The sequence below is a fragment of the Alistipes sp. i18-0019-D1 genome (assembly GCF_042852885.1).
In the GTDB taxonomy this organism is placed as follows: Bacteria; Bacteroidota; Bacteroidia; order Bacteroidales; family Rikenellaceae; genus Alistipes.
In genome coordinates this window covers 293258-317913 of record NZ_AP031424.1, presented here as the reverse complement: position 1 = coordinate 317913, position 24656 = coordinate 293258, and the positions used below count along the sequence as shown (strand labels likewise).

31 protein-coding genes are annotated in these 24656 nt (G+C 53.4%); 18 read left to right on the top strand and 13 right to left on the bottom strand.

Translation table 11 applies throughout. From position 1 onward, the window contains the following. Positions 1–87 precede the first annotated feature (87 nt). The 13 genes from ACGHP5_RS01285 (at position 88) to ACGHP5_RS01225 (ending at position 11568) form a co-directional block, all read left to right on the top strand. Complete coding sequence (locus ACGHP5_RS01285; protein ID WP_004303800.1) at positions 88–390, top strand: DUF4134 domain-containing protein; 303 nt, start codon at positions 88–90, stop codon at positions 388–390. 20 nt (positions 391–410) lie between these two features. Then, complete coding sequence (locus tag ACGHP5_RS01280; protein ID WP_032558190.1) at positions 411–737, top strand: DUF4133 domain-containing protein; 327 nt, start codon at positions 411–413, stop codon at positions 735–737. Next, complete coding sequence (locus ACGHP5_RS01275) at positions 734–3229, top strand: TraG family conjugative transposon ATPase (RefSeq protein ID WP_347074459.1); 2496 nt, start codon at positions 734–736, stop codon at positions 3227–3229. The genes ACGHP5_RS01280 and ACGHP5_RS01275 overlap by 4 nt, the downstream gene beginning before the upstream one ends. Positions 3230–3243: 14 nt before the next feature. Then, positions 3244–3558: a DUF3876 domain-containing protein gene (locus ACGHP5_RS01270; protein ID WP_004303798.1), complete on the top strand. Its 315-nt coding sequence runs from the start codon at positions 3244–3246 to the stop codon at positions 3556–3558. A 35-nt stretch (positions 3559–3593) separates the two neighbouring features. Next, positions 3594–4214, top strand: coding sequence for a DUF4141 domain-containing protein (locus tag ACGHP5_RS01265; RefSeq protein WP_007851777.1), 621 nt, complete (start codon positions 3594–3596; stop codon positions 4212–4214). Between the two features lie 19 nt (positions 4215–4233). Then, positions 4234–5313, top strand: a complete 1080-nt coding sequence (gene traJ / locus ACGHP5_RS01260; protein ID WP_007851775.1) for a conjugative transposon protein TraJ — start codon at positions 4234–4236, stop codon at positions 5311–5313. A gap of 11 nt (positions 5314–5324) precedes the next feature. After that, positions 5325–5948 (top strand): conjugative transposon protein TraK, encoded by a 624-nt coding sequence (gene traK / locus ACGHP5_RS01255; protein ID WP_004295450.1) that lies wholly within the window; start codon positions 5325–5327, stop codon positions 5946–5948. Between the two features lie 4 nt (positions 5949–5952). Then, positions 5953–6252 carry a TraL conjugative transposon family protein gene (locus ACGHP5_RS01250; RefSeq protein ID WP_004295449.1) on the top strand — a complete coding sequence of 100 codons (300 nt, stop codon included), beginning with the start codon at positions 5953–5955 and terminating at the stop codon, positions 6250–6252. After that, on the top strand, positions 6227–7507 hold the full coding sequence (gene traM / locus ACGHP5_RS01245; protein WP_007851773.1) for a conjugative transposon protein TraM: 1281 nt from the start codon (positions 6227–6229) through the stop codon (positions 7505–7507). The genes ACGHP5_RS01250 and traM overlap by 26 nt, the downstream gene beginning before the upstream one ends. Positions 7508–7579: 72 nt before the next feature. After that, positions 7580–8500 carry a conjugative transposon protein TraN gene (gene traN, locus ACGHP5_RS01240; RefSeq protein ID WP_004303795.1) on the top strand — a complete coding sequence of 307 codons (921 nt, stop codon included), beginning with the start codon at positions 7580–7582 and terminating at the stop codon, positions 8498–8500. Between the two features lies 1 nt (position 8501). Beyond that, entirely contained in the window at positions 8502–9086 is a 585-nt protein-coding gene (locus ACGHP5_RS01235; RefSeq protein WP_007851771.1) for a conjugal transfer protein TraO, read from the top strand. Positions 9087–9099: 13 nt separating this feature from the next. Further along, positions 9100–9543: a DUF3872 domain-containing protein gene (locus ACGHP5_RS01230; RefSeq protein ID WP_004295445.1), complete on the top strand. Its 444-nt coding sequence runs from the start codon at positions 9100–9102 to the stop codon at positions 9541–9543. A gap of 63 nt (positions 9544–9606) precedes the next feature. Beyond that, a complete protein-coding gene (locus tag ACGHP5_RS01225) occupies positions 9607–11568 on the top strand; it encodes a DUF4116 domain-containing protein (RefSeq protein ID WP_007851769.1) in 1962 nt (653 codons plus the stop codon). 33 nt (positions 11569–11601) lie between these two features. Here ACGHP5_RS01225 and ACGHP5_RS01220 read toward each other — a convergent pair whose 3' ends face one another. Further along, positions 11602–12279 carry a hypothetical protein gene (locus ACGHP5_RS01220; protein ID WP_007851767.1) on the bottom strand — a complete coding sequence of 226 codons (678 nt, stop codon included), beginning with the start codon at positions 12277–12279 and terminating at the stop codon, positions 11602–11604. 11 nt (positions 12280–12290) lie between these two features. Next, a complete protein-coding gene (locus tag ACGHP5_RS01215) occupies positions 12291–13160 on the bottom strand; it encodes a hypothetical protein (protein ID WP_118058793.1) in 870 nt (289 codons plus the stop codon). A 357-nt stretch (positions 13161–13517) separates the two neighbouring features. Between ACGHP5_RS01215 and ACGHP5_RS01210 the strand changes: the two genes are divergently transcribed. After that, a complete protein-coding gene (locus tag ACGHP5_RS01210; protein WP_004295441.1) occupies positions 13518–13904 on the top strand; it encodes a hypothetical protein in 387 nt (128 codons plus the stop codon). A gap of 53 nt (positions 13905–13957) precedes the next feature. Here ACGHP5_RS01210 and ACGHP5_RS01205 read toward each other — a convergent pair whose 3' ends face one another. From ACGHP5_RS01205 to ACGHP5_RS01170, 8 genes are read right to left on the bottom strand one after another with little or no spacing between them, the layout of a single operon-like run. Then, the gene (locus ACGHP5_RS01205) at positions 13958–14161 is read right to left on the bottom strand and encodes a hypothetical protein (RefSeq protein WP_004295440.1); all 204 of its coding nucleotides are present in this window, start codon (positions 14159–14161) and stop codon (positions 13958–13960) included. Continuing rightward, entirely contained in the window at positions 14145–14324 is a 180-nt protein-coding gene (locus ACGHP5_RS01200) for a hypothetical protein (RefSeq protein WP_004295439.1), read from the bottom strand. Before ACGHP5_RS01200 ends, ACGHP5_RS01205 begins: the two co-directional genes overlap by 17 nt. A gap of 4 nt (positions 14325–14328) precedes the next feature. Further along, positions 14329–14595, bottom strand: a complete 267-nt coding sequence (locus tag ACGHP5_RS01195) for a DUF6956 domain-containing protein (RefSeq protein ID WP_004295438.1) — start codon at positions 14593–14595, stop codon at positions 14329–14331. 46 nt (positions 14596–14641) lie between these two features. Continuing rightward, the gene (locus ACGHP5_RS01190) at positions 14642–14959 is read right to left on the bottom strand and encodes a hypothetical protein (protein ID WP_106624300.1); all 318 of its coding nucleotides are present in this window, start codon (positions 14957–14959) and stop codon (positions 14642–14644) included. Between the two features lie 42 nt (positions 14960–15001). Then, the gene (locus ACGHP5_RS01185; protein WP_118423545.1) at positions 15002–16285 is read right to left on the bottom strand and encodes a PcfJ domain-containing protein; all 1284 of its coding nucleotides are present in this window, start codon (positions 16283–16285) and stop codon (positions 15002–15004) included. Positions 16286–16287: 2 nt separating this feature from the next. Next, a complete protein-coding gene (locus ACGHP5_RS01180; RefSeq protein WP_009132163.1) occupies positions 16288–16698 on the bottom strand; it encodes a PcfK-like family protein in 411 nt (136 codons plus the stop codon). Positions 16699–16743: 45 nt separating this feature from the next. Continuing rightward, complete coding sequence (locus tag ACGHP5_RS01175) at positions 16744–17736, bottom strand: hypothetical protein (protein WP_016212899.1); 993 nt, start codon at positions 17734–17736, stop codon at positions 16744–16746. A gap of 12 nt (positions 17737–17748) precedes the next feature. Beyond that, on the bottom strand, positions 17749–18000 hold the full coding sequence (locus tag ACGHP5_RS01170; RefSeq protein WP_004319132.1) for a hypothetical protein: 252 nt from the start codon (positions 17998–18000) through the stop codon (positions 17749–17751). A gap of 542 nt (positions 18001–18542) precedes the next feature. Here ACGHP5_RS01170 and ACGHP5_RS01165 point away from each other — a divergent pair. Both ACGHP5_RS01165 and ACGHP5_RS01160 read left to right on the top strand, forming a co-directional pair. Further along, positions 18543–18836: a helix-turn-helix domain-containing protein gene (locus tag ACGHP5_RS01165; RefSeq protein ID WP_004319131.1), complete on the top strand. Its 294-nt coding sequence runs from the start codon at positions 18543–18545 to the stop codon at positions 18834–18836. Next, a complete protein-coding gene (locus ACGHP5_RS01160; RefSeq protein ID WP_007662685.1) occupies positions 18833–19144 on the top strand; it encodes a helix-turn-helix domain-containing protein in 312 nt (103 codons plus the stop codon). The genes ACGHP5_RS01165 and ACGHP5_RS01160 overlap by 4 nt, the downstream gene beginning before the upstream one ends. 36 nt (positions 19145–19180) lie before the next feature. On the opposite strand, the gene ACGHP5_RS01155 is transcribed toward ACGHP5_RS01160, so the two are convergent. From ACGHP5_RS01155 to ACGHP5_RS01145, 3 genes are read right to left on the bottom strand one after another with little or no spacing between them, the layout of a single operon-like run. Then, positions 19181–19546, bottom strand: a complete 366-nt coding sequence (locus ACGHP5_RS01155; RefSeq protein ID WP_007559043.1) for a hypothetical protein — start codon at positions 19544–19546, stop codon at positions 19181–19183. Positions 19547–19574: 28 nt separating this feature from the next. Continuing rightward, complete coding sequence (locus ACGHP5_RS01150; protein WP_004295428.1) at positions 19575–20864, bottom strand: site-specific integrase; 1290 nt, start codon at positions 20862–20864, stop codon at positions 19575–19577. Positions 20865–20895: 31 nt separating this feature from the next. Beyond that, positions 20896–22119, bottom strand: a complete 1224-nt coding sequence (locus ACGHP5_RS01145; RefSeq protein ID WP_004303751.1) for a site-specific integrase — start codon at positions 22117–22119, stop codon at positions 20896–20898. A 424-nt stretch (positions 22120–22543) separates the two neighbouring features. On the opposite strand from ACGHP5_RS01145, the gene ACGHP5_RS01140 reads away from it, so the two are divergent. Further along, entirely contained in the window at positions 22544–23269 is a 726-nt protein-coding gene (locus ACGHP5_RS01140) for a GntR family transcriptional regulator (RefSeq protein ID WP_290531854.1), read from the top strand. Positions 23270–23309: 40 nt separating this feature from the next. Next, positions 23310–24458, top strand: coding sequence for an MFS transporter (locus ACGHP5_RS01135; protein WP_390567878.1), 1149 nt, complete (start codon positions 23310–23312; stop codon positions 24456–24458). The last annotated feature ends 198 nt before the right edge of the window (positions 24459–24656 follow it).

The following is a 24656-nucleotide window of genomic DNA, read 5'->3' as shown; positions in this document are numbered from 1 at the left end:
CGAACCACTGAAAAAATCCGAATCAAGAAGTTTAACCCGGTGCGGGGCCTATCCATCCCCGCGCCACAATTCAAACATTATCGAGTTATGAGAAAGAACAAGATTCTTCTTCCGGCGGCATTTCTCTTTGCCGCCATCTCCTCCGCTTTCGCGCAGGGCAACGGCATCGCCGGCATTACGGAGGCTACCAACATGGTAACCAGCTACTTCGATCCCGGAACGAAGCTCATCTACGCGATTGGGGCTGTGGTCGGCCTTATCGGGGGCATCAAGGTCTATAACAAGTTTTCGAGCGGCGACCCCGACACGTCGAAGACCGCCGCGAGCTGGTTCGGCGCGTGTATTTTCCTGATTGTCGCCGCGACGATCCTACGCTCTTTCTTCTTGTAGTCCAACCTGTCATGCAAATAATTATGGAATATGGAATCAACAAGGGAATCGGCAAGAGCGTGGAGTTCCGGGGCCTGAAGGCGCAGTACCTCTTCATCTTCGCGGGCGGCCTGCTGGCCGTCTTCGTGGTGTTCGTCATCCTCTACATGGCAGGGGTCGATCAGTGGGTATGTATCGCTTTCGGCGTTGCGGCGGCTTCGGTGCTGGTCTGGCTTACCTTCCGCCTGAACGCCCGTTACGGGGAACACGGGCTGATGAAGCTGCTCGCCGCGCGCCGGCATCCCCGCTACCTGCTCAACCGCAAGTCCCTGCGCCGGTTGCTGAAAAGAAAGGGGGGCCGCGTATGAGAAACATCTTGAAAGCCACCACGCTGGAAAGCAAGTTCCCGCTCCTGGCCGTGGAAGGCGGTTGTATCATCAGCAAGGATGCGGACATAACGGTCGCCTATCGGGTCGAACTCCCGGAGCTGTTCACCGTCACGTCCGCCGAGTACGAGGCGATCCACGCCGCCTGGTGCAAGGCCCTGAAGGTCTTGCCCGAATACAGCGTGGTACACAAGCAGGACTGGTTCATCCGCGAGCGTTACCGCCCGGCCACGGGCGAGGGGGACATGAGTTTCCTCTCCCGCAGTTACGAGCGGCATTTCAACGAGCGTCCGTTCCTGACCCACGCCTGCTTCCTCTACCTGACGAAAACGACGAGGGAGCGTATGCACATGCGTTCAGACTTCTCGACCCTCTGCCGGGGCAACATCATTCCCAAAGAGGTAAACCGGGAATCGGCGACAAAATTCCTGGAGGCGGCGGAACAGTTCGAGCGTATTCTGAACGATTCGGGTTTCCTGACCCTTGTCCGCCTCACGGGGGACGAGATCACGGGTACGGCGGATTGTCCGGGCCTGCTGGAGCGGTACTTTTCCCTCTCGCTCTCGGAGACGACTTCTCTTCAGGACATCGAGCTGGGGGCCGAGGTTCTGCGTGTGGGTAACAAACGGGTGTGCCTGCACACGCTCTCGGACACGGAAGACCTGCCGGGGCGCGTGGGTACGGACACCCGTTACGAGCGTCTTTCCACCGACCGTTCGGACTGCCTGCTCTCGTTCGCGGCCCCCGTGGGGCTTCTGCTTTCCTGCGACCACCTTTACAACCAGTACGTGTTCCTGGAAGACAGCGACGAAAACCTGCGTATGTTCGAGAAACGTGCGCGTAACATGCAGTCCCTTTCCCGCTACTCCCGCGGGAACCAGATAAACAAGGAGTGGATCGACCAGTATCTCAACGAGGCGCACTCGTTCGGTCTTCAATCCGTCCGGGCCCATTTCAACGTGCTGGCCTGGTCGGACGACGTGCAGGAGCTCCGGCATATCCGCAACGATGTGGGCAGCCAGCTCGCTCTGATGGAGTGCCGCCCGCGCCACAACACCGTGGACGCCGCCACGCTCTACTGGGCGGGTATGCCGGGCAACGCGGGAGATTTCCCCGCCGAGGAATCGTTCTACACGTTCATCGAGCCCGCGGTCTGTTTCTTCACGGAGGAAACCAACTATAAATCCTCGTCCAGCCCTTTCGGCATCAAGCTGTGCGACCGCGTAAGCGGCAGGCCCCTGCACCTGGACATCTCGGACGAACCGATGAAAAAAGGGATCATTACGAATAGGAATAAATTCGTGTTAGGCGGCTCGGGGTCAGGCAAGTCATTCTTTATGAATCATTTAGTCCGCCAATACTGGGAGCAGGGCACGCATGTCGTGCTGGTGGATACCGGTAACAGCTACCAGGGCCTTTGCGAGCTGATCCGGCGTAAGACCAAAGGTGAGGACGGCGTGTATTTTACCTATACCGAGGAACATCCCATCAGTTTCAATCCGTTCTACACCGACGACTACTATTTCGACGTGGAGAAGAAGGACAGCATCAAGACGCTGCTGCTGACACTCTGGAAAACCGAGGACGACAAGATCACGAAGACCGAGAGCGGCGAGCTGGGCAGTGCCGTGAACGCCTATATCGAGCGTATCCGCGCCGACCGGAATATCGTGCCGTGTTTTGACAGTTTCTACGAGTACCTGCGGGACGACTACCGCCGCGAGCTGGAGGAGCGGGAGATCCGGGTCAGCCGCGAGGATTTCAACATCGACAACATGCTCATCACCCTGCGGCAGTATTATAAGGGCGGACGCTACGACTTCCTTCTGAACTCCCGGGCCAACATCGACCTGCTCTCGAAGCGCTTCGTGGTCTTCGAGGTGGATTCCATCAAGGAAAACAAGGAGCTTTTTCCCGTGGTCACCATTATCATCATGGAGGCTTTCATAAACAAGATGAGACGGCTCAAGGGGGTACGCAAACAGCTCATCGTCGAGGAGGCCTGGAAGGCGCTCTCTACGGCCAATATGGCTGAATATCTGCGTTATATGTATAAAACCGTCCGCAAATACTACGGTGAGGCCATCGTTGTGACGCAGGAGGTCGAGGACATCATTTCCAGCCCGGTGGTCAAGGAGGCGATCATCAACAACTCGGACTGCAAGATCCTGCTCGACCAGCGCAAATTCATGAACCGTTTCAACGCGATTCAGTCCTTGTTGGGGCTGACCGACAAGGAGAAGGCGCAGATTCTCTCGATCAACCAGTCCAACGACCCTTCCCGTAAATACAAGGAGGTCTGGATCGGTCTGGGCGGCGTTCAGTCGGCGGTCTATGCCACGGAGGTCAGCGTCCCGGAGTACCTGGCCTACACGACCGAGGAAACGGAGAAAGTGGAGGTACAGCGGCTTGCCGGCGAGCTGGGCGGTGATATGGAACTGGCGATCAGGCAGCTCGCCGAGGGCAAACGTTAAAGGGAGGGCAGGCCATGTATCGCAAGTGTATCGGATCAGACCCCACGGCGGCGCGTTTGGACTTCGCGCTGTACGAGGTGGCGGGCGAGTGGGAAAGCCGCTCGGGTTCTCCCCGGGTTCGCATCTACCGCAACCCGGGACGCCGGGGCGGCGGTTTTTACGTGGAGGTGTCCTACAAGGATGGGACACGCTTCTCCCGTCCCGTGAGGAAGTATTGGGGAGGTATCCGTTACTTCGACCTCTACGGGTATGTCGCCCTGGCCTACGATGCGGGGCGCGAGGTGCTCCAGCTCTCCGCCTACGGGGATTATTACCGGGCGTCGGAATGACCGCCCAAGTATTCACGAATTAAATAATGAAAAGGATGAAACGATTGATTTTAACGCTGTTCGTGGGGCTTCTTTGCTTCACGTACCAGGCAAAAGCGCAGTGGACGGTCATCGACCCGTCGAACCTCGTTCAGAACATCAAGAGCGCGGTTCAAAGCTCGACCACGGCGACCAACATGGTCAAGTCGCTGCAAGAGAGTATCAAGATTTATAACCAGAGCAAGGCTTACTACGACGCCCTCAAATCGGTGCATAACATCATCAAGGATGCCCGGAAGGTGAAGCTGACGCTCGAAATGGTCAGCGAGATCACGGAAATCTACACCTCGGGATTCAACCGTATGGTTTCAGACCCGAACTTCACGGTGGACGAGCTGGCGGCGATCTCGGCGGGTTACGCCCGGCTGCTGGAGGAGGGCGGCGCGCTGGTGACGGAACTCAAGACGGTCATAACCGGCGGCAACGGCCTCTCGCTCTCGGACAAGGAGCGGATGGACGTGGTGGATCAGGTTTACACGAAGATGCTGGAGTACCGCAACCTCACGCGCTATTACACGCGCAAGACCATCTCCGTGTCCTTCATCCGCAGCCGCGAAAAGGGCGACGCGCACCGGGTGCTGGCACTTTACGGGAACCCGAACGACAGATATTGGTAACCTGAAAACGGAGGCAGTCATGGATTTCGACAATTTACACCAGGTTCTCCGGAACCTGTATCAGGAGATGATGCCGCTATGCGGCGACATGATCGGGGTGGCGAAAGGTATCGCCGGCCTGGGTGCGCTCTTTTACGTGGCTTACCGGGTATGGAAGGCACTGGCCAGCGCGGAGCCTATCGACGTGTTCCCGCTCCTGCGGCCTTTCGCCATCGGCTTGTGCGTGATGTTCTTTCCCACCGTGGTTCTGGGGACGATCAACGCCGTGATGTCGCCCGTGGTGCAGGGCACGCACGCCATACTGGAGGGGCAGACGTTGGATTTGCAGGCATACCAGCAACAGAAGGACGATTTGGAAGCCGAGGCCCGCAGGCGCGAGGGCAAGGCTTGGTTAGTGGACGACGAGGTGTATGAACAACGGCTTGCGGATATGGGTATCACGGACTTGGGCGAGATTATCAGCATGTGGGCCGAACGCACGTGGTACGACATCAAGGCCGGTTTCCGGCAGCTTGTCCGGGACTTTTTCGAGTTGTTGTTCAACGCCGCGGGGCTTACCATCGACACGCTGCGGACATTCTTTTTAGTCGTGCTGTCGATTCTGGGGCCCTTGTCGTTCGCCCTCTCCATTTACGATGGCTTCCACTCGACGCTCGCGAGCTGGATTTCCCGCTATATCAGCGTGTACCTTTGGCTTCCCATCGCCGACCTGTTCTCCGCGGTGCTGGCCAAGATCCAGACGTTGATGCTCCAGGCGGACGTCCTGGCCCTGCAAGACCCCAACTACATTCCCGACAGCGGCAGCGGTGTCTATATTATCTTTTTGATTATAGGTATCATAGGCTATTTCACGATCCCCACCGTTGCCGAGTGGGTGATCCAGTCGGGCGGAGCCGGCGGGGCTATGGGCGGTATCAACAAGGCCGGGGCATTCGCCACGGGTGTCGCGGGCGGTATCGCCGGCAACATGATCGGCCGCACGTTCGGGCGTCGCGGCGGTGGCGGTTCCTCCTCCGGTAACGGCGGCGGTGGCCCGGCTTCGGGCAGTGCCCCCAACGGGCGCAACCTGGCAACACAAGGTAACAATAATCATTCATAACAATTTGGACAATGGAATTCAAGTCATTAAAAAACATCGAAACAAGTTTCAGGCAGATTCGGCTTTTCGGTATCGTGTTCCTCTGCCTGTGCGCGCTGGTATCCGTGTTCAGCGTGGTCGCGAGCTTCCGTTTCGCCGAAAAGCAGCGCGAGAAGATCTACGTCCTGGACGGGGGCAAGTCGCTGATGCTGGCGCTCTCGCAGGATTTGAGCCAGAACCGCCCCGTGGAGGCGCGCGAACATATCCGGCGTTTTCACGAGTTGTTCTTCACCCTCTCGCCCGACCGTGCGGCCATCGAGAGCAACATCAACCGCGCGCTGTTCCTGGTCGATAAGAGCGCCTTCGCCTATTACCAGGACATGCAGGAGAAAGGTTACTACAACCGTGTGGTGTCGGGGAACATCAGCCAGCGTATCGAGGTGGACTCCGTGGTGTGCGACTTCAACGCCTATCCCTACCGGGCCATGACCTATGCCCGGCAAATGATTGTCCGCGAGAGCAACATCACCGAGCGTTCGCTGGTCACGCGCTGCGAGCTGATCAACTCGGGGCGTTCGGACAATAACCCGCAGGGTTTCATCATGGAGAAATTCGAGATTCTGGAGAACCGCGATTTACGTACATTAAAAAGATAAGGCTATGGCAAAGAAGAGAATAAAGGCTTTCGGGGAGTGGGTCGAAGACCACCTGCGCCGCGCTTGCGGGGCGCTCTCGCCCGATAAGCGGATTATCGTGATCCTCACGCTGCTCTTGTTCTTTTCCGTCTTGTCGCTCTACTTTACCGTGTCTTCCATCTACCGCTTCGGCAAGGGAGCCGGGGAACGGATGCAGATACGGCATATCGAGCGGCTGGAACTGGAATTAAGACAACGGCAGGAGGCCGACAGTGTAAAACATCTAAAAGATTTCAATTATGACGACGAACGAAAAACAGAATAAACAGCCGGAGGCGGGGAAAAAGGAACTCACGCCCCGGCAGATACAGATGCGGAAGAAGATGGTGGTCTTCCCGCTCTTTTTCCTGGCCTTTGCCGGGTGCATGTGGCTGATCTTCTCCCCCGGCGAAAAAGAACGGGAGGAGCCTTCGGCGGGTTTCAACACGGAGCTGCCGACCCCGGAATCGGAGGGTATCCTCTCGGACAAGCGTGATGCCTACGTGCAGGAGGAGATGCGGCGCAGGGAGCGGGAAAAGATGCGCTCCTTGCAGGATTTCGCGTTCGGGATGGAGGACGAGGAGGAAGAGCCCGTCATGCCCGCTGCCGTGCCGGATAAGTCTTCCGGCCCTGCCGGCGGTTCGTCGGGAGCTTTCCGGACTTCCCGTGCCGCCTATGCCGACATCAACCGCCAGTTAGGCAGTTTCTACGAGGAGACCGCCGGTGAAACGGGGGAAGAGCGCGAGATGCAGGCCCGCATCGAGGAACTGGAACGCCGCCTGGAAGAACAGCAGGCGCAGAAAACGGCCCAGGAGGAGCAGGTGGCGCTGCTGGAGAAGTCCTACGAGATCGCCGCCCGCTATATGAATGGCGGTCAGGCCCCTGAAGCCCCGCGTCAGAAGACCTCCGTTTCCGGCAAGGCTTCCGTGCAGCCCGTGCGCCAGGTGCGCCGTAACATCGTGTCGCTGCTCGCCGCCCCGCTGCCCGATTCGGTCTTCGCCCGTGAGTTCGTCAAGCCCCGGAACTGGGGGTTCAACACGGTGGGGAGCGACCTTCGCGAGCCCGAGCGCAACAGTATCCGTGCCGCCGTGCAGCAAACCGTGACGCTCACCGATGGCGGGGAGGTTACTTTCCGGCTGCTGGAACCGATGATGGCGGGAGATCTGCTCATCCCCTCGGGTACGCCCGTAACGGGGGCGGCGAGGATCAACGGCGAACGGCTGACGGTCAAGGTCAGCGCTGTCCAGCACGGCGGGGCGGTCGTTCCGGTCGATCTGTCGGTCTATGACACGAACGGCAACGAGGGTATTCCCGTGCCGGGGTCGGAAGAACTCAATGCCGTGAAGGAGATCGCCGCCAATATGGGCGCGGGCATGGGCAGCAGTATCACGATCACGGACGATGCCGGTTCGCAACTGCTCTCCGACCTGGGGCGCAGCGCCATCCAGGGCGTGTCGCAATACGTGAGCAAGAAGATGCGCTCGGTCAAGGTCACGCTCAAGGCCGGTTACAGCGTCCTGCTACTCCCGCCCCTTCAATAAGGGTACAAACGACGTACTTCCGTACACCACTGAAAAAATCCATTTTTATCAACAATCAAAAATTTATCGAGTATGAAAAAGATTCTTCTGGCACTCGCTTTTATCGGGTGCATGTTCGCTGCCCACGCGCAGGAAAAGCCCTCCACGGGCGATTTGTACGACGGTCTTACCCGTCCGCTGACTTTCAACCGGGTTATCCCGCCCTACGCGCTGGAGGTGACGTTCAGCAAGACCGTGCATGTGATTTTCCCCTCGGCCATCCGTTACGTCGATCTGGGGTCTTCGGATCTTCTGGCGGCGAAAGCCGACGGCACGGAAAACGTGCTGCGTGTAAAGGCGGCCCTGCGTGATTTCTCGCGCGAGAGCAACCTTTCGGTCATTACCGAGGACGGGGCCTATTACAGCTTCAATGTCAAGTATGCCGACGAGCCGGTGAAACTGTCGGTCGAGATGGCGGACTTCCTGCATGACGGGGAGGCGGTAAACCGCCCCAATAACGCGCTGGACATCTATTTGCAGGAGTTGGGATGCGAATCTCCGCTGCTGGTCAAACTGATCATGCAGTCCATTTACAAGAATGACCGCCGCGAGATCAAGCATATCGGTTGCAAGCGTTTCGGGGTACAATACCTCCTCAAAGGTATCTACGTGCATAACGACCTGCTTTATTTCCACCTCCAACTGAAAAACTCCTCCAACGTGCCTTTCAACGTGGACTACCTGACGTTCAAGATTACGGACAAGAAGGTGGCCAAACGCACGGCCATCCAGGAGCAGGTCGTATGGCCCGTGCGTGCGTACAACAACGTGCAGGTCATCGGCGGCAAGCGTACCGAGCGCATGGTCTTCACGCTCCCGAAGTTCACGCTGGCCGACGACAAGCAGCTGGTCGTGGAACTGCACGAGCAGCAGGGCGGGCGACACCAGACTTTCACGGTGGAGAATGCCGACCTGGTGCGCGCACGTGTTATCAACGAGTTAAAGGTAAAGTGATATGAAACGGGCGATATTCATTCTCACGCTGGGGTTATGCCTCCTCCTTTCGGACGGGGCGCACGCCCAGCGTGCCCTGCCCGCCATGCGCGGGCTGGAAATACGGGGAGGCATGACCGACGGCTTCTATACCCGGGACAGCCGCAGCGAAACGGGCTACTGGTTCGGGCTGGCCATGAGCCACTACGCGAAGAATGCCGACAAGTGGGTGTTCGGCGCGGAGTTCCTGAACCGTTATTACCCCTACAAGTCGGAACGTATCCCGGTGGCGCAGTTCACGGCCGAGGGCGGTTACTATTACAAGTTCCTCGCCGACCCGTCCAGGACTTTTTTCTTCTACCTCGGCGGCTCGGCGCTGGCCGGTTACGAGAGTGTGAACCGGGGCGAGAGGCGGCTCTATGACGGCTCTACGCTCCGCCACCGCGACCGTTTCCTCTATGGCGGGGCCGTCACGCTGGAGGTCGATGCGTACCTGACCGACAGGATTATCCTCTCGCTGACGGGGCGTGAGCGTATCCTATGGGGCACTACAACGGGACATTTCCACGCGCAGTTCGGCCTGGGCGTGAAATTCATAATCCATTAAACTTGCAAGCGACATGAAAAAGATGAAAAAGATATTGGCCCTGGCGGTCTGGATCGCCGCCCTGGGTCTTTTATGCGCATCCTGCGACAACGGGCTGGATATACAGCAGGCGTACACGTTCTCTCTGGAAACGATGCCCGTTCAGAAGCGAATCTCCGTTGGTGAAACCGCTGAAATCCGCTGCACGCTCGTGCGGGAGGGGAGATATGACGGCGCGCGTTACACGATCCGCTATTTCCAGCCCGACGGGCGCGGTGAGTTGAGGATGGACGACGGTACGGTGTTCCTGCCCAACGACCGCTATCCGCTCGACCGTGAGGTGTTCCGCCTCTATTACACATCGCGCAGCGATGACCAGCAGACCATCGACGTCTATGTCGAGGACAACACGGGTCAGGTCGTGAAGACCTCCTTCACGTTCCAGAGCGAGAACGGGACGGAGGAAACGGAACGATAACGGAATATGTCTAACCAAGAGAAGCGCCCGTCACCCGGGCGCTTTCCATAAATACTGAAAACCATGACAGAGCAAGAGAGAATAGATATAGCCTATCTCGATACGGGGGTGTACGAGAACCCGTGGCGTGAGAACCTTTTCGAGACGCTGCCCGAGGATCGGAAAACGGCGGAGGTCTGCCGTTTCGCCATCAAGAAATCGGCTTTCAACATCGAGTTCGTTCCCGAAGCGATGAAAACGCCGGAACTTTGTCTTGCCGCGGCCGGCCACCGGGGCGAAACACTGAAATTCGTCCCTGACCGTCTGAAGACACCGAAAATGTGCCGTGCCGCCGTCGATAGCAACAGCTACGCGCTGTATTACGTTCCGGAGGGGCTGAAGACCCCCGAACTGTGCATGGCGGCCGTGAAGCGCAACGGCCTGGTGCTGGAGGTCGTTCCCGGGGAATTGAGGACGCCGCAAATATGCCGTGCGGCGTTGAAAGCGGTGGACAGTGCCGATTACAAGATACTCCCTTACATTCCGTATCCCGATATATGCCTGGAAGGGCTGAAAAAATTCGGGATGTCGTTCGTGGACAAGTTCGAGATTTTCGCCTCCATTGCCCCGGAGGTCATGACCGGGGAACTGGCCCTTCACGGCGTGGGGATGGACGCGTCCTGCCTTTCGCTCGTGCCGGTGGAACTGCGCACGGAGGCAGTCTGCCTGCGTGCCGTCAGCGGGGACGGCATCCTGCTCCATGAAGTGCCGGAGGAATTACGCACGGAACGGGTCTGCGAGGCCGCCGTGTCCTCGAACTACCTGGCGCTGGAGTACGTTCCGAAGCATCTGAAAACCGACCGTCTGTGCGGGATGGCGCTGGAGCGCGATCCCCTGGCCATCCGCTTTTTCAACCCCGAACAGCTCACGCCAGAGGTCTGCAACCGGGCGTTGGCCCGTGCCGACGACCTGCGTGTCCTCCGCTATATCCCTTTCGAGGATATACACATGAAGGCGTTGGGGTTCTATTGCACGAATTACGATAAGACCTTCGATTTTTTGCAGCACATGAACCCGGCACACGTCACGCCGAGGGTGGCCCGGGAGATCTTCGCCCTGGAGCCGGAGCTGTTCTACAACCTTCCCGACCACGCCAAGAACGAGGAGATGTGCCGCCGGGCCGTCGGGCACGACGGGAGCTACCTGCAATATGTCCCCGAGAAGTGGAAAACGCCGGAGTTGTGCATGGAGGCCATACGGCGCAGTCCCTATGCCATCGCCCACCTGCCCGAGAGCATGAAAAGCCCGGATCTATACATGAGCCTGGTGCGGGAGAACCCGCAAAACCTGAAAGGCGTCCCCCGCGAAGCCCGGACGCCGGAGATGAGCCGGGAGGCTTTCGAGCGTACCTACGGGAAGGACAAAACCGATTTCTCGGTTATCAGCGCGTTGAGCGACTCCGCCCTGGTCTTGCAGGTGTTCCGCGAGCAGGACGACCCGCAGCAGATACACCGGTTGATGAGTGTCCTGCACCTGAACCGCCGGCTTGTAACGGAGGAGGTGGCGTTGGAGGCCGTTCGCAAGGATGCGGGGGTGCTGTACGACATTCCCAGCACGGCCATCACGCCGCTCGTGGCCGATACGGCCGTGCGGGGCGACCCGAGGATGATCCAGTGGGTTCCGAGGGAGCTTCGCACGGCGGATCTGTGCCTCTATGCCGAGGCCGCCCATCCCGAGTTGCGGGTTTACGTTCCCGACGAGATAGCGAAGGGACGTAATATCTATTCGTTCCACCGTCAGGTGGACGCGAAATTGCGGCAGCCGCTCGAATACGAACAATACAAGACCCTCTACTCGGGCGGCGCGGTGCGTGTGAACAACGTGTGGACGTCGGTTGCGGGTGAGATCGACTGCTGCGAGGTGCGTTACGACCGCAAGGCGGAGAAACTCAAACTGCGGATCGTAGAGCCGCAGCGGAAGAAAAATATCATGTCTACACGTATTTCTCCTAAATCAGCGAAAAAAGGGAAAAGAAAAATCTCCTAAATAAAATGAATAAGCGATAGAAAAATCTATCGCTTATTCGTTATTTAAGGTTTTACTATGTAGCCAATATATTTTCCGATAAAAAACAGCACAAAAGAATAATAAAATGACAATACTTCCTCCTATCAAGATTATATAAGTAAATGCCTTTAATGAAATAATATCCTTCCCCCAAATAGCCACTGCCCCGTGAAATAATACAATAATACTCCATAAACACAAAGTGATTTGCCCAATGGCAATGTTTATTTTAGAAGGAGAATAGGCGCCTCCATTTCCCTTGAAAAAGGATTTTTGAATTTGAGGAAGTTCATATCCTTGTATGTTTTGGTAATGAAACCCTCCTATATGAGAAGCTTTAGGTGTCATATACTGGGATTTTCTCTCAAAAGCACAAATAGCATTCTCATATCTTTCATACCACGCTTTAGAACCTTTTCCCATCATTATCCATAAACATGAAAAAATAATTCCTATAACTCCTATTGAAAATGCTAACAAATTTGCATATGCAAATAACGACGCCTTTTCAAGCATAGTTATTAGCAAACTACCATATCCCGTAAAACATAAGATCAAGAAAGCTGAAAGAAATATTGATCTTTGCCATAAATGGGATAATTCAAAATCTCTACAACGCCAAAAAGTTTCATGTATTTCTTTAATAGAGATTTTATCCTCTACATCGTTTGAATTTCGTTCCTCACTCATATTCTTTATATTTATTTCAACCAGGGAATAGTGTTTTTTTGATAAATACCAAATTGTGTTAAATAGTCAAACGCCCATTTTATTCCGGCATCTACTTGTTCCTCCATATTATCATTTGTATATTCTATCTTTTTTATATTAGCCATTCTTTGATATAAATCTTCAAACATCCACGTTGCTCCTTTATCTTTTTGCTGTAATACGACAGTAGGCATTTCTGCCATCTTGACAATATGTGGAAATTCGTATAAATGCCCACTCGGTTCTGTATTCTCAATTATTACCAATCTTGAAGAAAGGGCATATCGCAAAACTTTTTGCATTACACTCTCTCCTAAAAGATCTGGTTGTTCTTTAATAATATAAGTATAAAAACCTTTATTATCTAAATACGTCTGTATCCTCTTTAATAGCTCCATACTTTCTCCTGTATCTTTGCCCAAAATGAGAATACTATCGGAGTTTTCCAGCATATTATTAGCCCTTTCGTACACTTTATTAAATGACAATTCAATATTATCTATGAGTGTTTGATTAGGTATATGAATAGATTCTGCTAATGCCCATCTTACAAATAAATGTACATCATCATCATTATCTAACTCTTCGCTGAAATAGGGAAACCCCTCTGTTGCTAATCGTTTAACTGCTTTTATCATTGCTTCTGCAAATACAGAAGCATGATATTTGTGAAACCAGTATTTAGTATAAATATGTTCTTCAAGCGTTATTTCCAAGCTATCCCCAATTCTTATTATATAACAACAAGGAAAATTATTATCCAAAATTTGCAGAGATTCTTGCTCTGGCACCTTTGTTAAATCTATTGATAATAACTCTTTTAAGGATAAAGTATCGTCTTCCATTATTATTTGATTCATTGTTTATGCAAATATAACTCATACCCTTTGAAAAGCCTATTTATATATCACTTTTTTGAATCAGAATCGTTATATTTGCAATCGAATCCTCCGGCGGCGTGCCGCCGGGCGATTTACATACGGAAGGAACACATTATGGTGGGGCATTGAAAACAGCCAAATTTTAATCCGCTCGCAAAATAATGGGTAGTTCTCTTCTTCATTGTCGTGTCTATATGCGTCAAGCGTATGCGATAGCGGCGTGGGGAGAAATTATCTATCGAGTGGATGGGTGCTTGGCTGTACCTCAATGCCGGTATTTAACGTATTCTCACGCCTTTTTCGTATGGTATTTGTCTGAACCTAAAGAAAAGCGATATGGAAACGAAATCGACAAATGAGGTAAAGGGTGATTACGACCGGGTATCGGCGAGTGAATGCCTGGGGTCGCTAATCGAGTTGCACGGGATTGTCATGGAAGACGATCTGTTCGTCATTCCCGATGCGGATGGCACGGCAGTATTATACAATGACGGGAAGATACGTTTTGACGAGATCGCCGACATCGAGGTCGGCTCGGTGTTCGTGGGCATCCTGCTCCGCAACGGCTATCTGTTCTACCTTTCCCGTACCGAACCGCTCAAGACGTGCATATACACGCATGGCGGGTGGGGTTCAATCTCTGAAATTTCTCCCCGTGGCATTGCCGGACATATCGGGCGTGAACTGCACGGGAAGCTGGGCGACCATACGGCGGTCGATTGACGGGAAACAAAAAAATCGGACGGTTGTCGTCCGATTTTTTTCGCGTCGTATTTTCACGGCCGTTGCCTGCCGTGTTCCCGTTTCCGCCTTTGCAGGGCGAGCAGTTGCCGCAACATGTAGGCATGGTTTTCCCCCACGGTATGCCCCGAGGGCATCAGGTAGGGACTTGCGAGGCACTCCCGGCATTGGCGTACCGCCTCTTTTAAGTCGGTAACGGTTATTTCCGCTCCCGTGATGTCTTTAATCTTTGTTTCCATTCTTGTCCTGTTTTTTTGGTTCGTACCAACTGTCCCGGTAATTTTCTCCCACGAGCGAGAAAATTCCGCTCATGCCGCTTTCAGCGGCGAAATTTTTGGCTTCCCATATACCGGAAAACTCTCCCAGCAGCCGATAGCCGATGAATAATTTGTACTTGCGCATGATTTTATCGTTTTTCCAGGTTGATAATCGGTGTGTTCTTTTGCAGCCATTCCTTCACGCTGTCCATGTTGTATTCGGATGTGATAACCGCCGTTCGGTCATCGATTTCGGTGAAGCGCGTAGTTTCATACCCGTCGATCCACTGCTTCAGCGTGGCAACGCCCCACACCTGCGGGTCGTCGAACATGGTGTTGAGCCGCCCGATACCCTCGCCGAAGGTTACGAGCAGCGTTTCATAGGAGATTTCCTTGTTTACTTCATTCGTTTTCATATTCTCGCTTTTTACGGGCGGCTTATGCCGCCCCGAAATTTTTTAATCAGACAAGTTCCACTTTAACCCTGCTCATGTTCGCCCAGAACACGCCGTTGCAGTAGTAGGCGTAGCCGTTATGCCAGTTGCTCCTGCGGCGTATCACGTCCTGCTCGGGTGGTCGTATCTCGATACTCGTGGTGTAGATGTTGTGTCCCACGGTAATGACGAGGTTACACCTTCGCCATATCTCGGAATGGGTTCTGAACCCGTTTTTCCCCTCGACGAGCGCAAGGGCGGTCTTGACTGCTTCCCGAACTTCCCAATCCCACTCCCCGAAGGGTTTGAGCGGGCGTGCCATGTAGCTTTTATAGATGATTTTCATTGTTATGTTTTTTTTGTAGGGCGGCTTTCGCCGCCCCGATTTTTATGCTGTCATTCGTTTCCGTATAAGGGACATGTTCCCCTTCATCAGTTTCAGTATTTGCCCGTGGTACGGGGTATTCTTGTTACACACGCCACGGCTCTGCACGACCTCCATGCGTTTTAGGGACACCTCTATCGTTTCGATATGTTTGCCGTCGATTGTGGCCGAGAGTATGAGCGAGTCGGCTTTCAGATAGTATTCGTTGGTAAATACGCAGTGGTGCATGGCCTCGCCCTCCTGCCGTATGGCTTCAACGCTGTCCAATACCTTGATGCAGATTTCCCCGTCGGAAAACTCCACTCCGAAAAACCGCCCTTTGGCTTCGACAAACGAGGCTTCCTGTTCCAACGCCTTGCGCCGTTCCTCCTGCCGCCGTTCCATTTGCATGTGCCGCCGTTTTTTTGCCATGTAGAGGTCATGCGCTGCGGGCAGGTCTGCGGGACACACGAAATGGGCGTTATGCAGGTCTTTCCCGAAAAATCGCAGCAGGTCGATGTAGTCGCACCATTCCGTCGGTTTCCCGATAGCGTACCCGTTACGGATGGCGATACGGATGGCCGGCCAATAGTCTGCGATATTGCGGGAGGAACGGGCGAAAAATCGCACGAGTGCCGTTTGTCCCGCTTTAAGCAGCGTTTCGGCCTTGTTCTCCGAGAGCAGCAGGTGGATAAGGTCGAAAGGGGTTACATCGGGGAGTTGTTTGCCGTAGCCGCTTCGGCGCAGTTCGGGGATAAGCCGTTGTCGGGGATAGATGCGTGTGGGCGTGATGTTGTATTTCCCGTCGTTCTCCGCCCGCAGTTCCAATGCGCTCGACCAACTCCACCCGTGAACGAAGAAGCCCATCGGGCGCAGCCGTGCGAAGGTTGCGGAGCGTCCGTCGGGGGCAATCCACCGCTGTACGGCTTCGATATGGGTGTAAACGGGCGTCTGTCCCACTTTCGCCCAACACTCGATATAGACGAAGCGCAGGACTTGAAAACCCTTGCAGCGGGTTACGATACACAAATACTCGTAATCGTTGAACTTGCGGCGCAGGGTGGTTTCCACTTTCAGCGTGGTGTGGCAGTGCGGACACTCGCACCCTAACAGATTGTCCGTGAGTTCTCCGTTTTCGCTCTGCCACGTGTGGCCGCACTCGGTGCAGGTGATAAGTCCTTTCGGCGTGCGGCGTCCGATATGCTCGATGCAGTTCTTGTACCCCCATTCGATTTGTGCGGGGGTAAGCGGCGGCAGGTGTTTGCTTGCCGCCACGACGCTCTGTTGGAATTTTGTTCTCGGTTTCATAACTAAAATAGACTGGGCATTAGTTTGTTATCTTCGATTTTCTTGGGTTTGGACTTGGCTTTCGCCAACTTGGCGTAGGCTTCGCTCTCGGCCTTCCGTATGGCGTTCCGCCGTGCCTCGGCTTTTTCCTCCTCGGTCAGTTCGACGGTGTGATTGACCACTACCTTGCAACTGACGGGTTTGCCGATGTCGATGTCCTCCTCGTCGTAATAGTGGAGTGCCATAGAGTATATTTCCTCGTCGGCAAACCCGTTGCAACCGCTCTGCCGTACTTGGTTGATGATGAAAGTGCAGCAATCGTCAATGTTCTTTTTCGGGTTGGCGTATCGGGGTGCGAAAAGTTCGTCCTCCCGTGCCCGTGCGTCGAGATAGTTCTGTATCGTCAGTTTGAAATAATCTGTTCCTTGTGCCATGATTTTTTGGTATTGTGGGGCGGCGAGCCGCCCCGTGTTCAACATTTATTCGTCCTTTCCGAGAAGCCGTCGCACCTCGTCCTCTTTGGTCTTTTGGAAAATCCATCCCGCTCTCTTCTGCCCGTCATGCGTCAGCCGTGCGTTGAAGCGTCCCCCGAGTGCGTGAAGGGCGTCCTTGACGGGCTTGGTGTCCCCGAATACGGCTATCGCCTTCTCGGAATAGTCCACGATGATAAACCCGCCTTGCACGCTCGTTTCAGTGCGTTCCGCCCGTTTTTCGTCTTTCGGCTCGGGCAGACATATATTCTCCTCGTTTCCTGCGATATATGCCAGCCTGTCGATGTACCCTTCACGGGTGTAGTGGGCCAGTTTGCAGACACTCCACCCGTATTTCGGACTTTTGCCGAGCGTGAAAACGGGATAGCGGTGTTCGTTCTTGGGGTCGTATTCGGAGAGGTGCGCCGTTTGCGGGAAATTGGCCGCCGCCTTTCTCAACTCCCCGAAGCCGTTGCGGGAGGTGGCCGAAAAGCCGAGAATGACGGTACGCACGCTTCGGGTGGTCGAACACTCGTAAGAGGGGTCAGTGTATTCCGTTTCGTTGAGTTCGGCGATGATTACGCCCTGCACCCCTTCGGGCATGATGCGGCGTAACCTCTGCGCTCCTATTTCCGCTATGCGGTCATGCTCGGCTTTCTCTTTGGCGGCGGCGATGGCCTGCGCCGTGGCTTGCTCTTCCGCCTGCCCCACGAGCAAAGCCACCTCGAAAGCGTCCATGAACTCGGGGTTCACGTCGTCGTAGTACCTGCCGATACCGAATGTTTGCGAGAGGGGTCGCAGAATGTCCGTTTGGCTGATTTCCTTTGTTTCGGTATCGACCATGTGGTACACGTAGCCACGGGCGGTGTGTTCCACCTTGTAAACGACGTAACGCTTTCTGCTCGCACCCGCACCGATACCGATGATAACCTGGTTTTCCTTGACTACCTGCACCTGCGTGTCCGTGGTAGTCGCTCCGAATAATGAAATGTACTTTGTCATACCTGTAATAATTTAGAAGATGTGAGTGAATAGGAAATAGAAAAAGCCGATTAGAGCCACGAGAGAAACAAGGCAGGAGAAAATGCCCCGCAGGATGTCATAACAGAACGTGAAGCCCAAAACGACCCAAATAAAGTCGATACCCCACACGTGGAAGCCCAAAGCCACCGCCCCGACCTTTACCGCCAACCCGACCTTTGCCTTTATGCCAAGTGGAAGGTTGGAGGATTTCTGTTTCCATTTATTTTTCTCTTCGTTTCTCATAACCTTTGACTTTTTTTTTATGCCGTAGCGGAGCCGGTATGGATGGAATCTGTTTCGGTAGCATCAAAAGGTGTCGGGGATAGCTGCTGCAAGATTTTGTCGGAAAATACGCTCGCCCGCAGGGAAAGAGGAAGATTTTGCGGCAAACCGCCCCGCGGCCCGATCTTGCAGCAGCGTGAGCCCCGTAACTACCTTTGCTACTGACAACAGATTTCCATACCGCGCTCCGCGGCATGAAAAAAAGAGAGGAAAAGGTTATGGGAGAGAAACGGGGAGAAAACGATATGCCGTGAACGCTCGAGAAAGTCGGTTCACGGCTCACCCTGCATGGAATGATAAATCGCCCGCGAACATTTCCTTTCACGGGCGATTGGCGTATCGGAGCGTGCCGATCCCGTATCGGCGGAGGATCGTTTCCGCCGGACGTGGCGCCACTCGCTGCCACTTTGAAGACGGATACGTCCATATGCCACTGGCTGATAACAAGATACTGTCCATTTGTGTACTTTTGGGCATCCGGGAAACAAAAAATGAAACAGAACATGGAAATAATAAGTATGGACGTGAAGGCTTTCGACGCGCTGGCAGGGCACGTGGAAGCCATTGAAAGAAAAGCCGAGGCGTTATGCCGCAGGCAAGAGGACGTGAGTTTGAAAAAATGGCTGGACAACCAGGATGTCTGTGACGTGCTGGGTATATCGAAACGTACCCTGCAAACCTACCGGGAGAAAGGGTTGCTGCCTTTCAGCCGCATCCGTCACAAAATCTTCTACAAACCGGAAGATGTCGGGAAGCTGCTGCAATCGTCGCACTATCCTAATACCGCCGCGTTATGAGCCATTATTTCATCGACAAGCACGATCCGCGTGTGGCGGATCTCTTCCGGCGTTTGGAAAAGGCCGGCAAGGCACTGGATAAACTGGAATCCTCCGGAGGCCGGACACTCAAGGGAGAGCGGTTCGTCACCGACGAGGAATTGTCCCGGCTGCTGAAAATCAGCAGGCGTACATTGCAGGAATACCGCACGGCGCGAATCATTCCCTATTATTTGATTCAGGGCAAGGTACTATACATGGAATCCGAGATACAGAAACTCCTGGAAGATTCCCGGAAGAAATGTATCGGGGGACAGGAATGGGTATAAAAGAAGAACGGCCAAAACGTTGGCCGTTCTTCTTTTTCAATTCAATATCGTGTTCATGCCGGGGAGCTGCCAGACGACAGCGGTCGTCGTGGCCCTTCGGACAAGCCACCGTCGGAAGGCTTCTGCATTCCCGGATTTTAAGCGGAAAGCCAGCGCGGCGATCATTTCGAGCGAATACAGCTCGACAATACCGCCGTCACGGTTGCGCTCCCGGCGGTAAACCCGCTCCTCACGGAGTATGCCGCTTTTGAGTATGGAGCGGATGTTGCTCCCCACGGCAGGAACGAAGACTCCGAACAGGTCGGCAATCTGGTGGCGCGTGAGCCATACACGGTTCTCCGGCGTGTGGATTTCCACCCGCCCGTTTTCAATGCTGATAGGTTCTCTTGTCGTCATAGTCATACAAATTTATCAATTTTTGTTATACTGTTCAACCGTTTACCGTTATAATATCTGCCGTTTCCGGTTCGTCCTCCTCGTAGAGATTTATTTTCCGGCCTTTGGTCTGTTCTTTCAGACGTTTCATGTCCTCGTCCACCTTGCGGTCGGTCACTTTGGCGTAAATCTGCGTGGTGGAAATGCTCTTGTGTCCCATCATGCGGCTGACAGTTTCGATAGGCACACCCAACGAGAGCGTGATATGTGTCCCGAAATTGTGCCTCGCCTTGTGAAAGGTCATGTCGAAGCCGTATGTCCGTCCCAGTTCTCTGGTGAGCTTGATGAGATACCCCCGGCAATAGAGGTTGAAAATCCTGTCGCTTTTACGCTCGTGGCGGTATTTCTCGATGATCTGCAACGGCACGTTCAGCAGGCGGATGGCCGAGGGCGTTTCGGTCTTCTGGCGCCGGATGTGTATCCAGTACGTTCCGTCGTCCGACTGCGTGATGTCTTTTTCGGACAAGCGTTTCAGGTCGGCGTAGGACAACCCCGTGAAGGTAGCGAAGAGAAACCAGTCCCGCACCCGCTGGAGGTTGGGTTTATCGACGGGAGTTTCCATCAGTTTTTTGAGGTCTTCGAGTTTCAAATGGCGGCTCTTGCGCCGGGGCAGTTCCGGGTGCAGCTTCCCGTAAGGGTCGCGCCGGAGTGTACCCTGACTGACAGCCCGCTTGGTCATTTTCTTCAACCGGTAAAGATGCTCGTGTACTGTCTTGGGTTTCATTTCACGATCTGTACGCAGGAATATTTCAAAATCATCGTAGAACTCCCGGTCAAGGCTCCGCAACGCTACATCCTCCTTTTCCTTCCTTTTTTTCACGAAGGAGGCTAAAATATTATAGGAGTTCTCGTAACTTTCATAGGTTTCTTCCTTGCGATCCACGCCGACACGCTTGCGGAACTCCTCGTTATGCTCGCGGAACAAGGCAAGGAGGGTGAACGGTTTCTGCCCGATTCCTTCCACGGCGTTTTTGACCAGCTCGGCCGTCACGAAACCGAGGCTTTTACGAATATGGCGGTAATGTCCGGTGATTTTTTCGGTCAGTTTCTCTATTGCCAGGTTTACCGTTCGGGCGTTCTCGCTTCGTCCGTTCGCCCTTTTGGTTTCCGGATTCCAGAGCGATGGATCGACAAACGCGTTGATATTGATCGGGGCCGACTTGGCGTCGATGCTTACCTTGCATAACAATTTACATGTTCCGTCCTTGCGGACTTTCGTGCGGTTGATGTAGAACAGCAGGGAGAACGTGCTGCGGCGTTTTATCTCTTTATTATTCGTTTCCATAATCGTTGTGAATTTGATTGTCAATGATAGATTAAATAGCTACGGAGAAGCGGCCGGCAATCTTTTCCTCTAAAGACCGGGTATCCATGTCGATCTTGTCATCGGTCACTTTGGCGTAAATCTGCGTCGTGGAAATGCGGCTATGCCCCAGCATTTTACTGACGGTTTCAAGCGGGACACCATGCGAAAGCGTGATCTCGGTGGCGTAGGTATGGCGTCCGCAGTGAAAGACGAGCTTCCGTTCAATTCCGCAAATGGCGGCAATACGTTTCAGTGTCCGGTTGAGTTCGTTGTTGCTGTACATCGGCAGCAGTTTTCCTTCCGGGGCCATATCCCGGTACTTGTCGAGGATGAGCAACGGGATGTCGAGCAACGGCACTTCATAGTCGATTTTCGTCTTCTTGCGGGCGGTCTTGATCCATACCTCACCGTCCTCGGCCACTTCCAGATCCTCCGTCGTCAGGCGGCACATGTCCCCGTAAGGGATACCCGTGTAGCAGGAGAAGAGGAACAGGTCGCGGATATGGTAGAGTTTCGGGTCGTGCAGGGGTGTGGTCATCAGCCGTTGTAACTCCGCTGCGGTAAGGTATTTCTGTTCCCGCTCGGGATGTTCGGCTTCATAACCCGCGAACGGGTCGGCAGTGATAATCCCTTCCGCGATGGCTTCCCCGACAATCGTGTTCAACCGTGTGACAAGCAACACGATAGTTCCCAGGGCAAAGCGGCGCTCCGTGCGTAGGTAGAGGTCATAGTTGTCGATGAATGAACGGTTCAGGGCCGTGAAAGGAACATCCGACAACTTGTATTTCTCCTGGATGAAAGCAGCCACACAGTTACAAGCATAGCGGTAAGATTGCGCTGTTCCCTTTTCCCGGTTCACGCCGACACGTTTTTCGAAATGTTCGATGAACGTCCGGAAATAACCCAACAGGGTTTCCTGCCCGAAAGCCGTCCCCAACAACAGATTCCTTATTTCTTCAGCCGTTACATTCTCACGGGTGGCTGACAGTTCGTCATAAATGGAAATGGCTGAAGCTCGCAAATCGTCCAGTTGCCGGTTGATTTCCCGCGCGGCGTTACTTTTACCCGTGGCACGTCCGGATGCCCACAGTGCAGCGGGTACGGACATTTTCGCACTAAAAGCCGCTTCTGAAAATTTGCCGACAACAAGTTTCGCCATGACCGGGCAATGTCCCTCGTCATTCATTTCGCTCTTTTTGAGGTAGAACGTAACCGTTACATCCGTCTGTTTCATAACTCTATTTTTTATGTTGCAAAATTACTTGATATAGAGTTATTTACAGTTATGAAAATTATAGCGGAACAAAGAATAAAACCCCGGATGCCGGTAACATAACCTGTATTTCCATGAAAAACGGAAAAAAACGGTTATCTTTACGGGCAAAATATAGGGTTCTTTGCATGGTGAACGGTAAAACCGCAGGTGGTCAAGCGTTATTTTGCCGGATTATCCGGGGCTAAAAAAGGCAACGGATAAGTAGCAAATCTTTCTCTTAACCTTTCATTATCCTGCATTTTAGCGATTTGGAAAGGTATAGAAGAATTTGGCTTAACTCTCCTCAATACCAAACACTTACTTTATTTATCCAAATTTTGCCGTTTTTTTGCGAGTTCTTGTTATATTTGTAATAAACAGAAAGATGTTCAACAAGATGAAACTGCAACTCGATCCCACGTCGTCCAAGCCGCTCCATGTGCAGGCTGAAGAGTTATTGCGGGGGCTGATTTCACAGGAAGAATACCGGAAGGGGAAATTGCTGCCCAATGAAGTCGAACTTTCCCGTGAGATGAACATATCGCGCAATACGCTTCGGCAGGCCATCAACAAGTTGGTTTTCGAAGGATTGCTTGTCCGCAAGAAAGGGTATGGAACGACGGTCGCGCCTCAGAACGTGATGAGTAACGGGCGCAATTGGTTGAGTTTTTCGCAAGAGATGTATTCCATGGGGATGACTGTCAAGAATTTCGAATTGCATGTCAGTTGGCAGTTGCCGCCCAGGAAGGTCTGCGAGTTTTTCAAATCGGGGGAAGATCAGAAGTTGCTGTGCCTGGAGCGCCTGCGTGGACGGACCGACTTGGCATTCGTCTATTTTATTTCGTATTTCAATCCCGGCATCGGCCTTAACGGGGACGAGGATATGTCCCGGCCGTTGTATGAGACGCTGGAAAAAAATTATGGCGTTGTGGTGAAAACCTCGCGGGAGATGATCAGCGCCCGCAGTGCGAACGCCGATATTGCCCGAAAACTCGACATCGAGGAAGGCGATCCCATTCTGGTGCGCGAACGGTATGTGTTCGATGTGCATGACGTGCCGGTGGAATACAACGTGGGGTATTACCGTGCCGACAATTTCACCTATTCCATCGAATTTACCAAAGAGTAATTTCGTTCCGTTATTATCCTGTTATTAAATTATCATTCCGATGAATAAATCGATCGGGAAAGTACTGCCCGTGCTTTTCGGCTTTTTCGTGATGGGTTTTTGTGACGTGGTGGGCATATCCACCAGTTACGTAAAGGCGGATTTCGGCCTCAGCGAGACGTTGGCCGGGTTTATCCCTTCCATGGTGTTTCTGTGGTTTTTGCTGCTCTCCGTACCGACGGCTATGGCGATGAATCGTCTGGGGCGGAAGACGATGGTCCAGATCAGCAATGTGATAACGATTGTCGGCATGCTCGTTCCGTTCGTGTCCTACGGGTTCGTCTCCTGTATGGCGGCCTTTGCCCTGCTGGGAATCGGCAATACGATCATCCAGGTTGCACTCAATCCGCTGTTGGCCAGTGTGGTCAAGGGCGATGCCCTGACCAGTTCGCTGACCGCGGGGCAGGTTGTTAAGGCTGTGTCTTCGTTTTTGGGGCCTTTTATCGCGGCTTTTGCCGTTTTGGCGTTCGGGAACTGGCAATATCTGTTTCCGATCTTCGCCGGGATTACCTTTCTGTCTGCACTCTGGCTTCAGGTAACGCCTATTGACGAAGGTTCGGTCATAGGGAAGGCTTCCACCTTCGGAGAAACATTCGCTCTGCTGAAAAACCGTACCATTCTCTTGCTTTTTCTGGGCATTGTCTTTATTGTGGGAACTGATGTCGGTATGAATACCGTTGCTCCCAAATTATTGATCGAACGCTGTGGCTTTGCCGTGCAGGATGCCGGATACGGTTCGAGCGTCTATTTCTTTTGCAGGACTGCCGGAGCTTTGATCGGGTCGGTTTTGTTGGCGCGGCTGTCGGATATCGGTTATTACCGGATCAATATCTTGCTGGCGTTTGCCGCTATGATCGGACTTTTTTTTATGGAGGGAATGGTGGCAATCCTGTCGCTTGTCGGTCTGATTGGATTTGCCTGCTCGAGCATTTTTCCGGTTCTCTATTCGGTTGCCCTGCGCACTCGCCCTGACAAAGCAAATGAAATTTCGGGTTTGATGATTACCGGAGTTTTCGGTGGTGCCGTGATTCCGCCGTTGATGGGGGCTGCTGCGGATGCCATTGGTAGCCAGGGCGGATCGCTGGCCGTGATTTCGGGGTGTATCGTTTATTTGATTTTCTGTTCCCGGTTGCTGAAATCGTCTCGGTGATGCAGTAATGTATGTACATAATAATGGCCGGTCGAAGTTTCCTTCGGCCGGTTTTTTATTGCTTGCAAGTCATTGCAGGGCATATTTTGTCCTGCAATATAATATTTGGTTCTGCAAATGATAAAAAAATAATCGCAATTTGTACCTTGATTTTTTGTTATTGAAAAATTATATCCATATATTTGTCTGAACATATTT

Coding starts and splice junctions, on each gene's coding strand:
- ACGHP5_RS01285 (WP_004303800.1), top strand. CDS start 88: ATGAGAAAGAACAAGATTCTTCTTCCGGCGGCATTTCTCTTTGCCGCC.
- ACGHP5_RS01275 (WP_347074459.1), top strand. CDS start 734: ATGAGAAACATCTTGAAAGCCACCACGCTGGAAAGCAAGTTCCCGCTC.
- ACGHP5_RS01270 (WP_004303798.1), top strand. CDS start 3,244: ATGTATCGCAAGTGTATCGGATCAGACCCCACGGCGGCGCGTTTGGAC.
- ACGHP5_RS01265 (WP_007851777.1), top strand. CDS start 3,594: ATGAAACGATTGATTTTAACGCTGTTCGTGGGGCTTCTTTGCTTCACG.
- traJ (WP_007851775.1), top strand. CDS start 4,234: ATGGATTTCGACAATTTACACCAGGTTCTCCGGAACCTGTATCAGGAG.
- traK (WP_004295450.1), top strand. CDS start 5,325: ATGGAATTCAAGTCATTAAAAAACATCGAAACAAGTTTCAGGCAGATT.
- ACGHP5_RS01250 (WP_004295449.1), top strand. CDS start 5,953: ATGGCAAAGAAGAGAATAAAGGCTTTCGGGGAGTGGGTCGAAGACCAC.
- traM (WP_007851773.1), top strand. CDS start 6,227: ATGACGACGAACGAAAAACAGAATAAACAGCCGGAGGCGGGGAAAAAG.
- traN (WP_004303795.1), top strand. CDS start 7,580: ATGAAAAAGATTCTTCTGGCACTCGCTTTTATCGGGTGCATGTTCGCT.
- ACGHP5_RS01235 (WP_007851771.1), top strand. CDS start 8,502: ATGAAACGGGCGATATTCATTCTCACGCTGGGGTTATGCCTCCTCCTT.
- ACGHP5_RS01230 (WP_004295445.1), top strand. CDS start 9,100: ATGAAAAAGATGAAAAAGATATTGGCCCTGGCGGTCTGGATCGCCGCC.
- ACGHP5_RS01225 (WP_007851769.1), top strand. CDS start 9,607: ATGACAGAGCAAGAGAGAATAGATATAGCCTATCTCGATACGGGGGTG.
- ACGHP5_RS01220 (WP_007851767.1), bottom strand. CDS start 12,279: ATGAGTGAGGAACGAAATTCAAACGATGTAGAGGATAAAATCTCTATT.
- ACGHP5_RS01215 (WP_118058793.1), bottom strand. CDS start 13,160: ATGAATCAAATAATAATGGAAGACGATACTTTATCCTTAAAAGAGTTA.
- ACGHP5_RS01210 (WP_004295441.1), top strand. CDS start 13,518: ATGGAAACGAAATCGACAAATGAGGTAAAGGGTGATTACGACCGGGTA.
- ACGHP5_RS01205 (WP_004295440.1), bottom strand. CDS start 14,161: ATGGAAACAAAGATTAAAGACATCACGGGAGCGGAAATAACCGTTACC.
- ACGHP5_RS01200 (WP_004295439.1), bottom strand. CDS start 14,324: ATGCGCAAGTACAAATTATTCATCGGCTATCGGCTGCTGGGAGAGTTT.
- ACGHP5_RS01195 (WP_004295438.1), bottom strand. CDS start 14,595: ATGAAAACGAATGAAGTAAACAAGGAAATCTCCTATGAAACGCTGCTC.
- ACGHP5_RS01190 (WP_106624300.1), bottom strand. CDS start 14,959: ATGAAAATCATCTATAAAAGCTACATGGCACGCCCGCTCAAACCCTTC.
- ACGHP5_RS01185 (WP_118423545.1), bottom strand. CDS start 16,285: ATGAAACCGAGAACAAAATTCCAACAGAGCGTCGTGGCGGCAAGCAAA.
- ACGHP5_RS01180 (WP_009132163.1), bottom strand. CDS start 16,698: ATGGCACAAGGAACAGATTATTTCAAACTGACGATACAGAACTATCTC.
- ACGHP5_RS01175 (WP_016212899.1), bottom strand. CDS start 17,736: ATGACAAAGTACATTTCATTATTCGGAGCGACTACCACGGACACGCAG.
- ACGHP5_RS01170 (WP_004319132.1), bottom strand. CDS start 18,000: ATGAGAAACGAAGAGAAAAATAAATGGAAACAGAAATCCTCCAACCTT.
- ACGHP5_RS01165 (WP_004319131.1), top strand. CDS start 18,543: ATGGAAATAATAAGTATGGACGTGAAGGCTTTCGACGCGCTGGCAGGG.
- ACGHP5_RS01160 (WP_007662685.1), top strand. CDS start 18,833: ATGAGCCATTATTTCATCGACAAGCACGATCCGCGTGTGGCGGATCTC.
- ACGHP5_RS01155 (WP_007559043.1), bottom strand. CDS start 19,546: ATGACTATGACGACAAGAGAACCTATCAGCATTGAAAACGGGCGGGTG.
- ACGHP5_RS01150 (WP_004295428.1), bottom strand. CDS start 20,864: ATGGAAACGAATAATAAAGAGATAAAACGCCGCAGCACGTTCTCCCTG.
- ACGHP5_RS01145 (WP_004303751.1), bottom strand. CDS start 22,119: ATGAAACAGACGGATGTAACGGTTACGTTCTACCTCAAAAAGAGCGAA.
- ACGHP5_RS01135 (WP_390567878.1), top strand. CDS start 23,310: ATGAATAAATCGATCGGGAAAGTACTGCCCGTGCTTTTCGGCTTTTTC.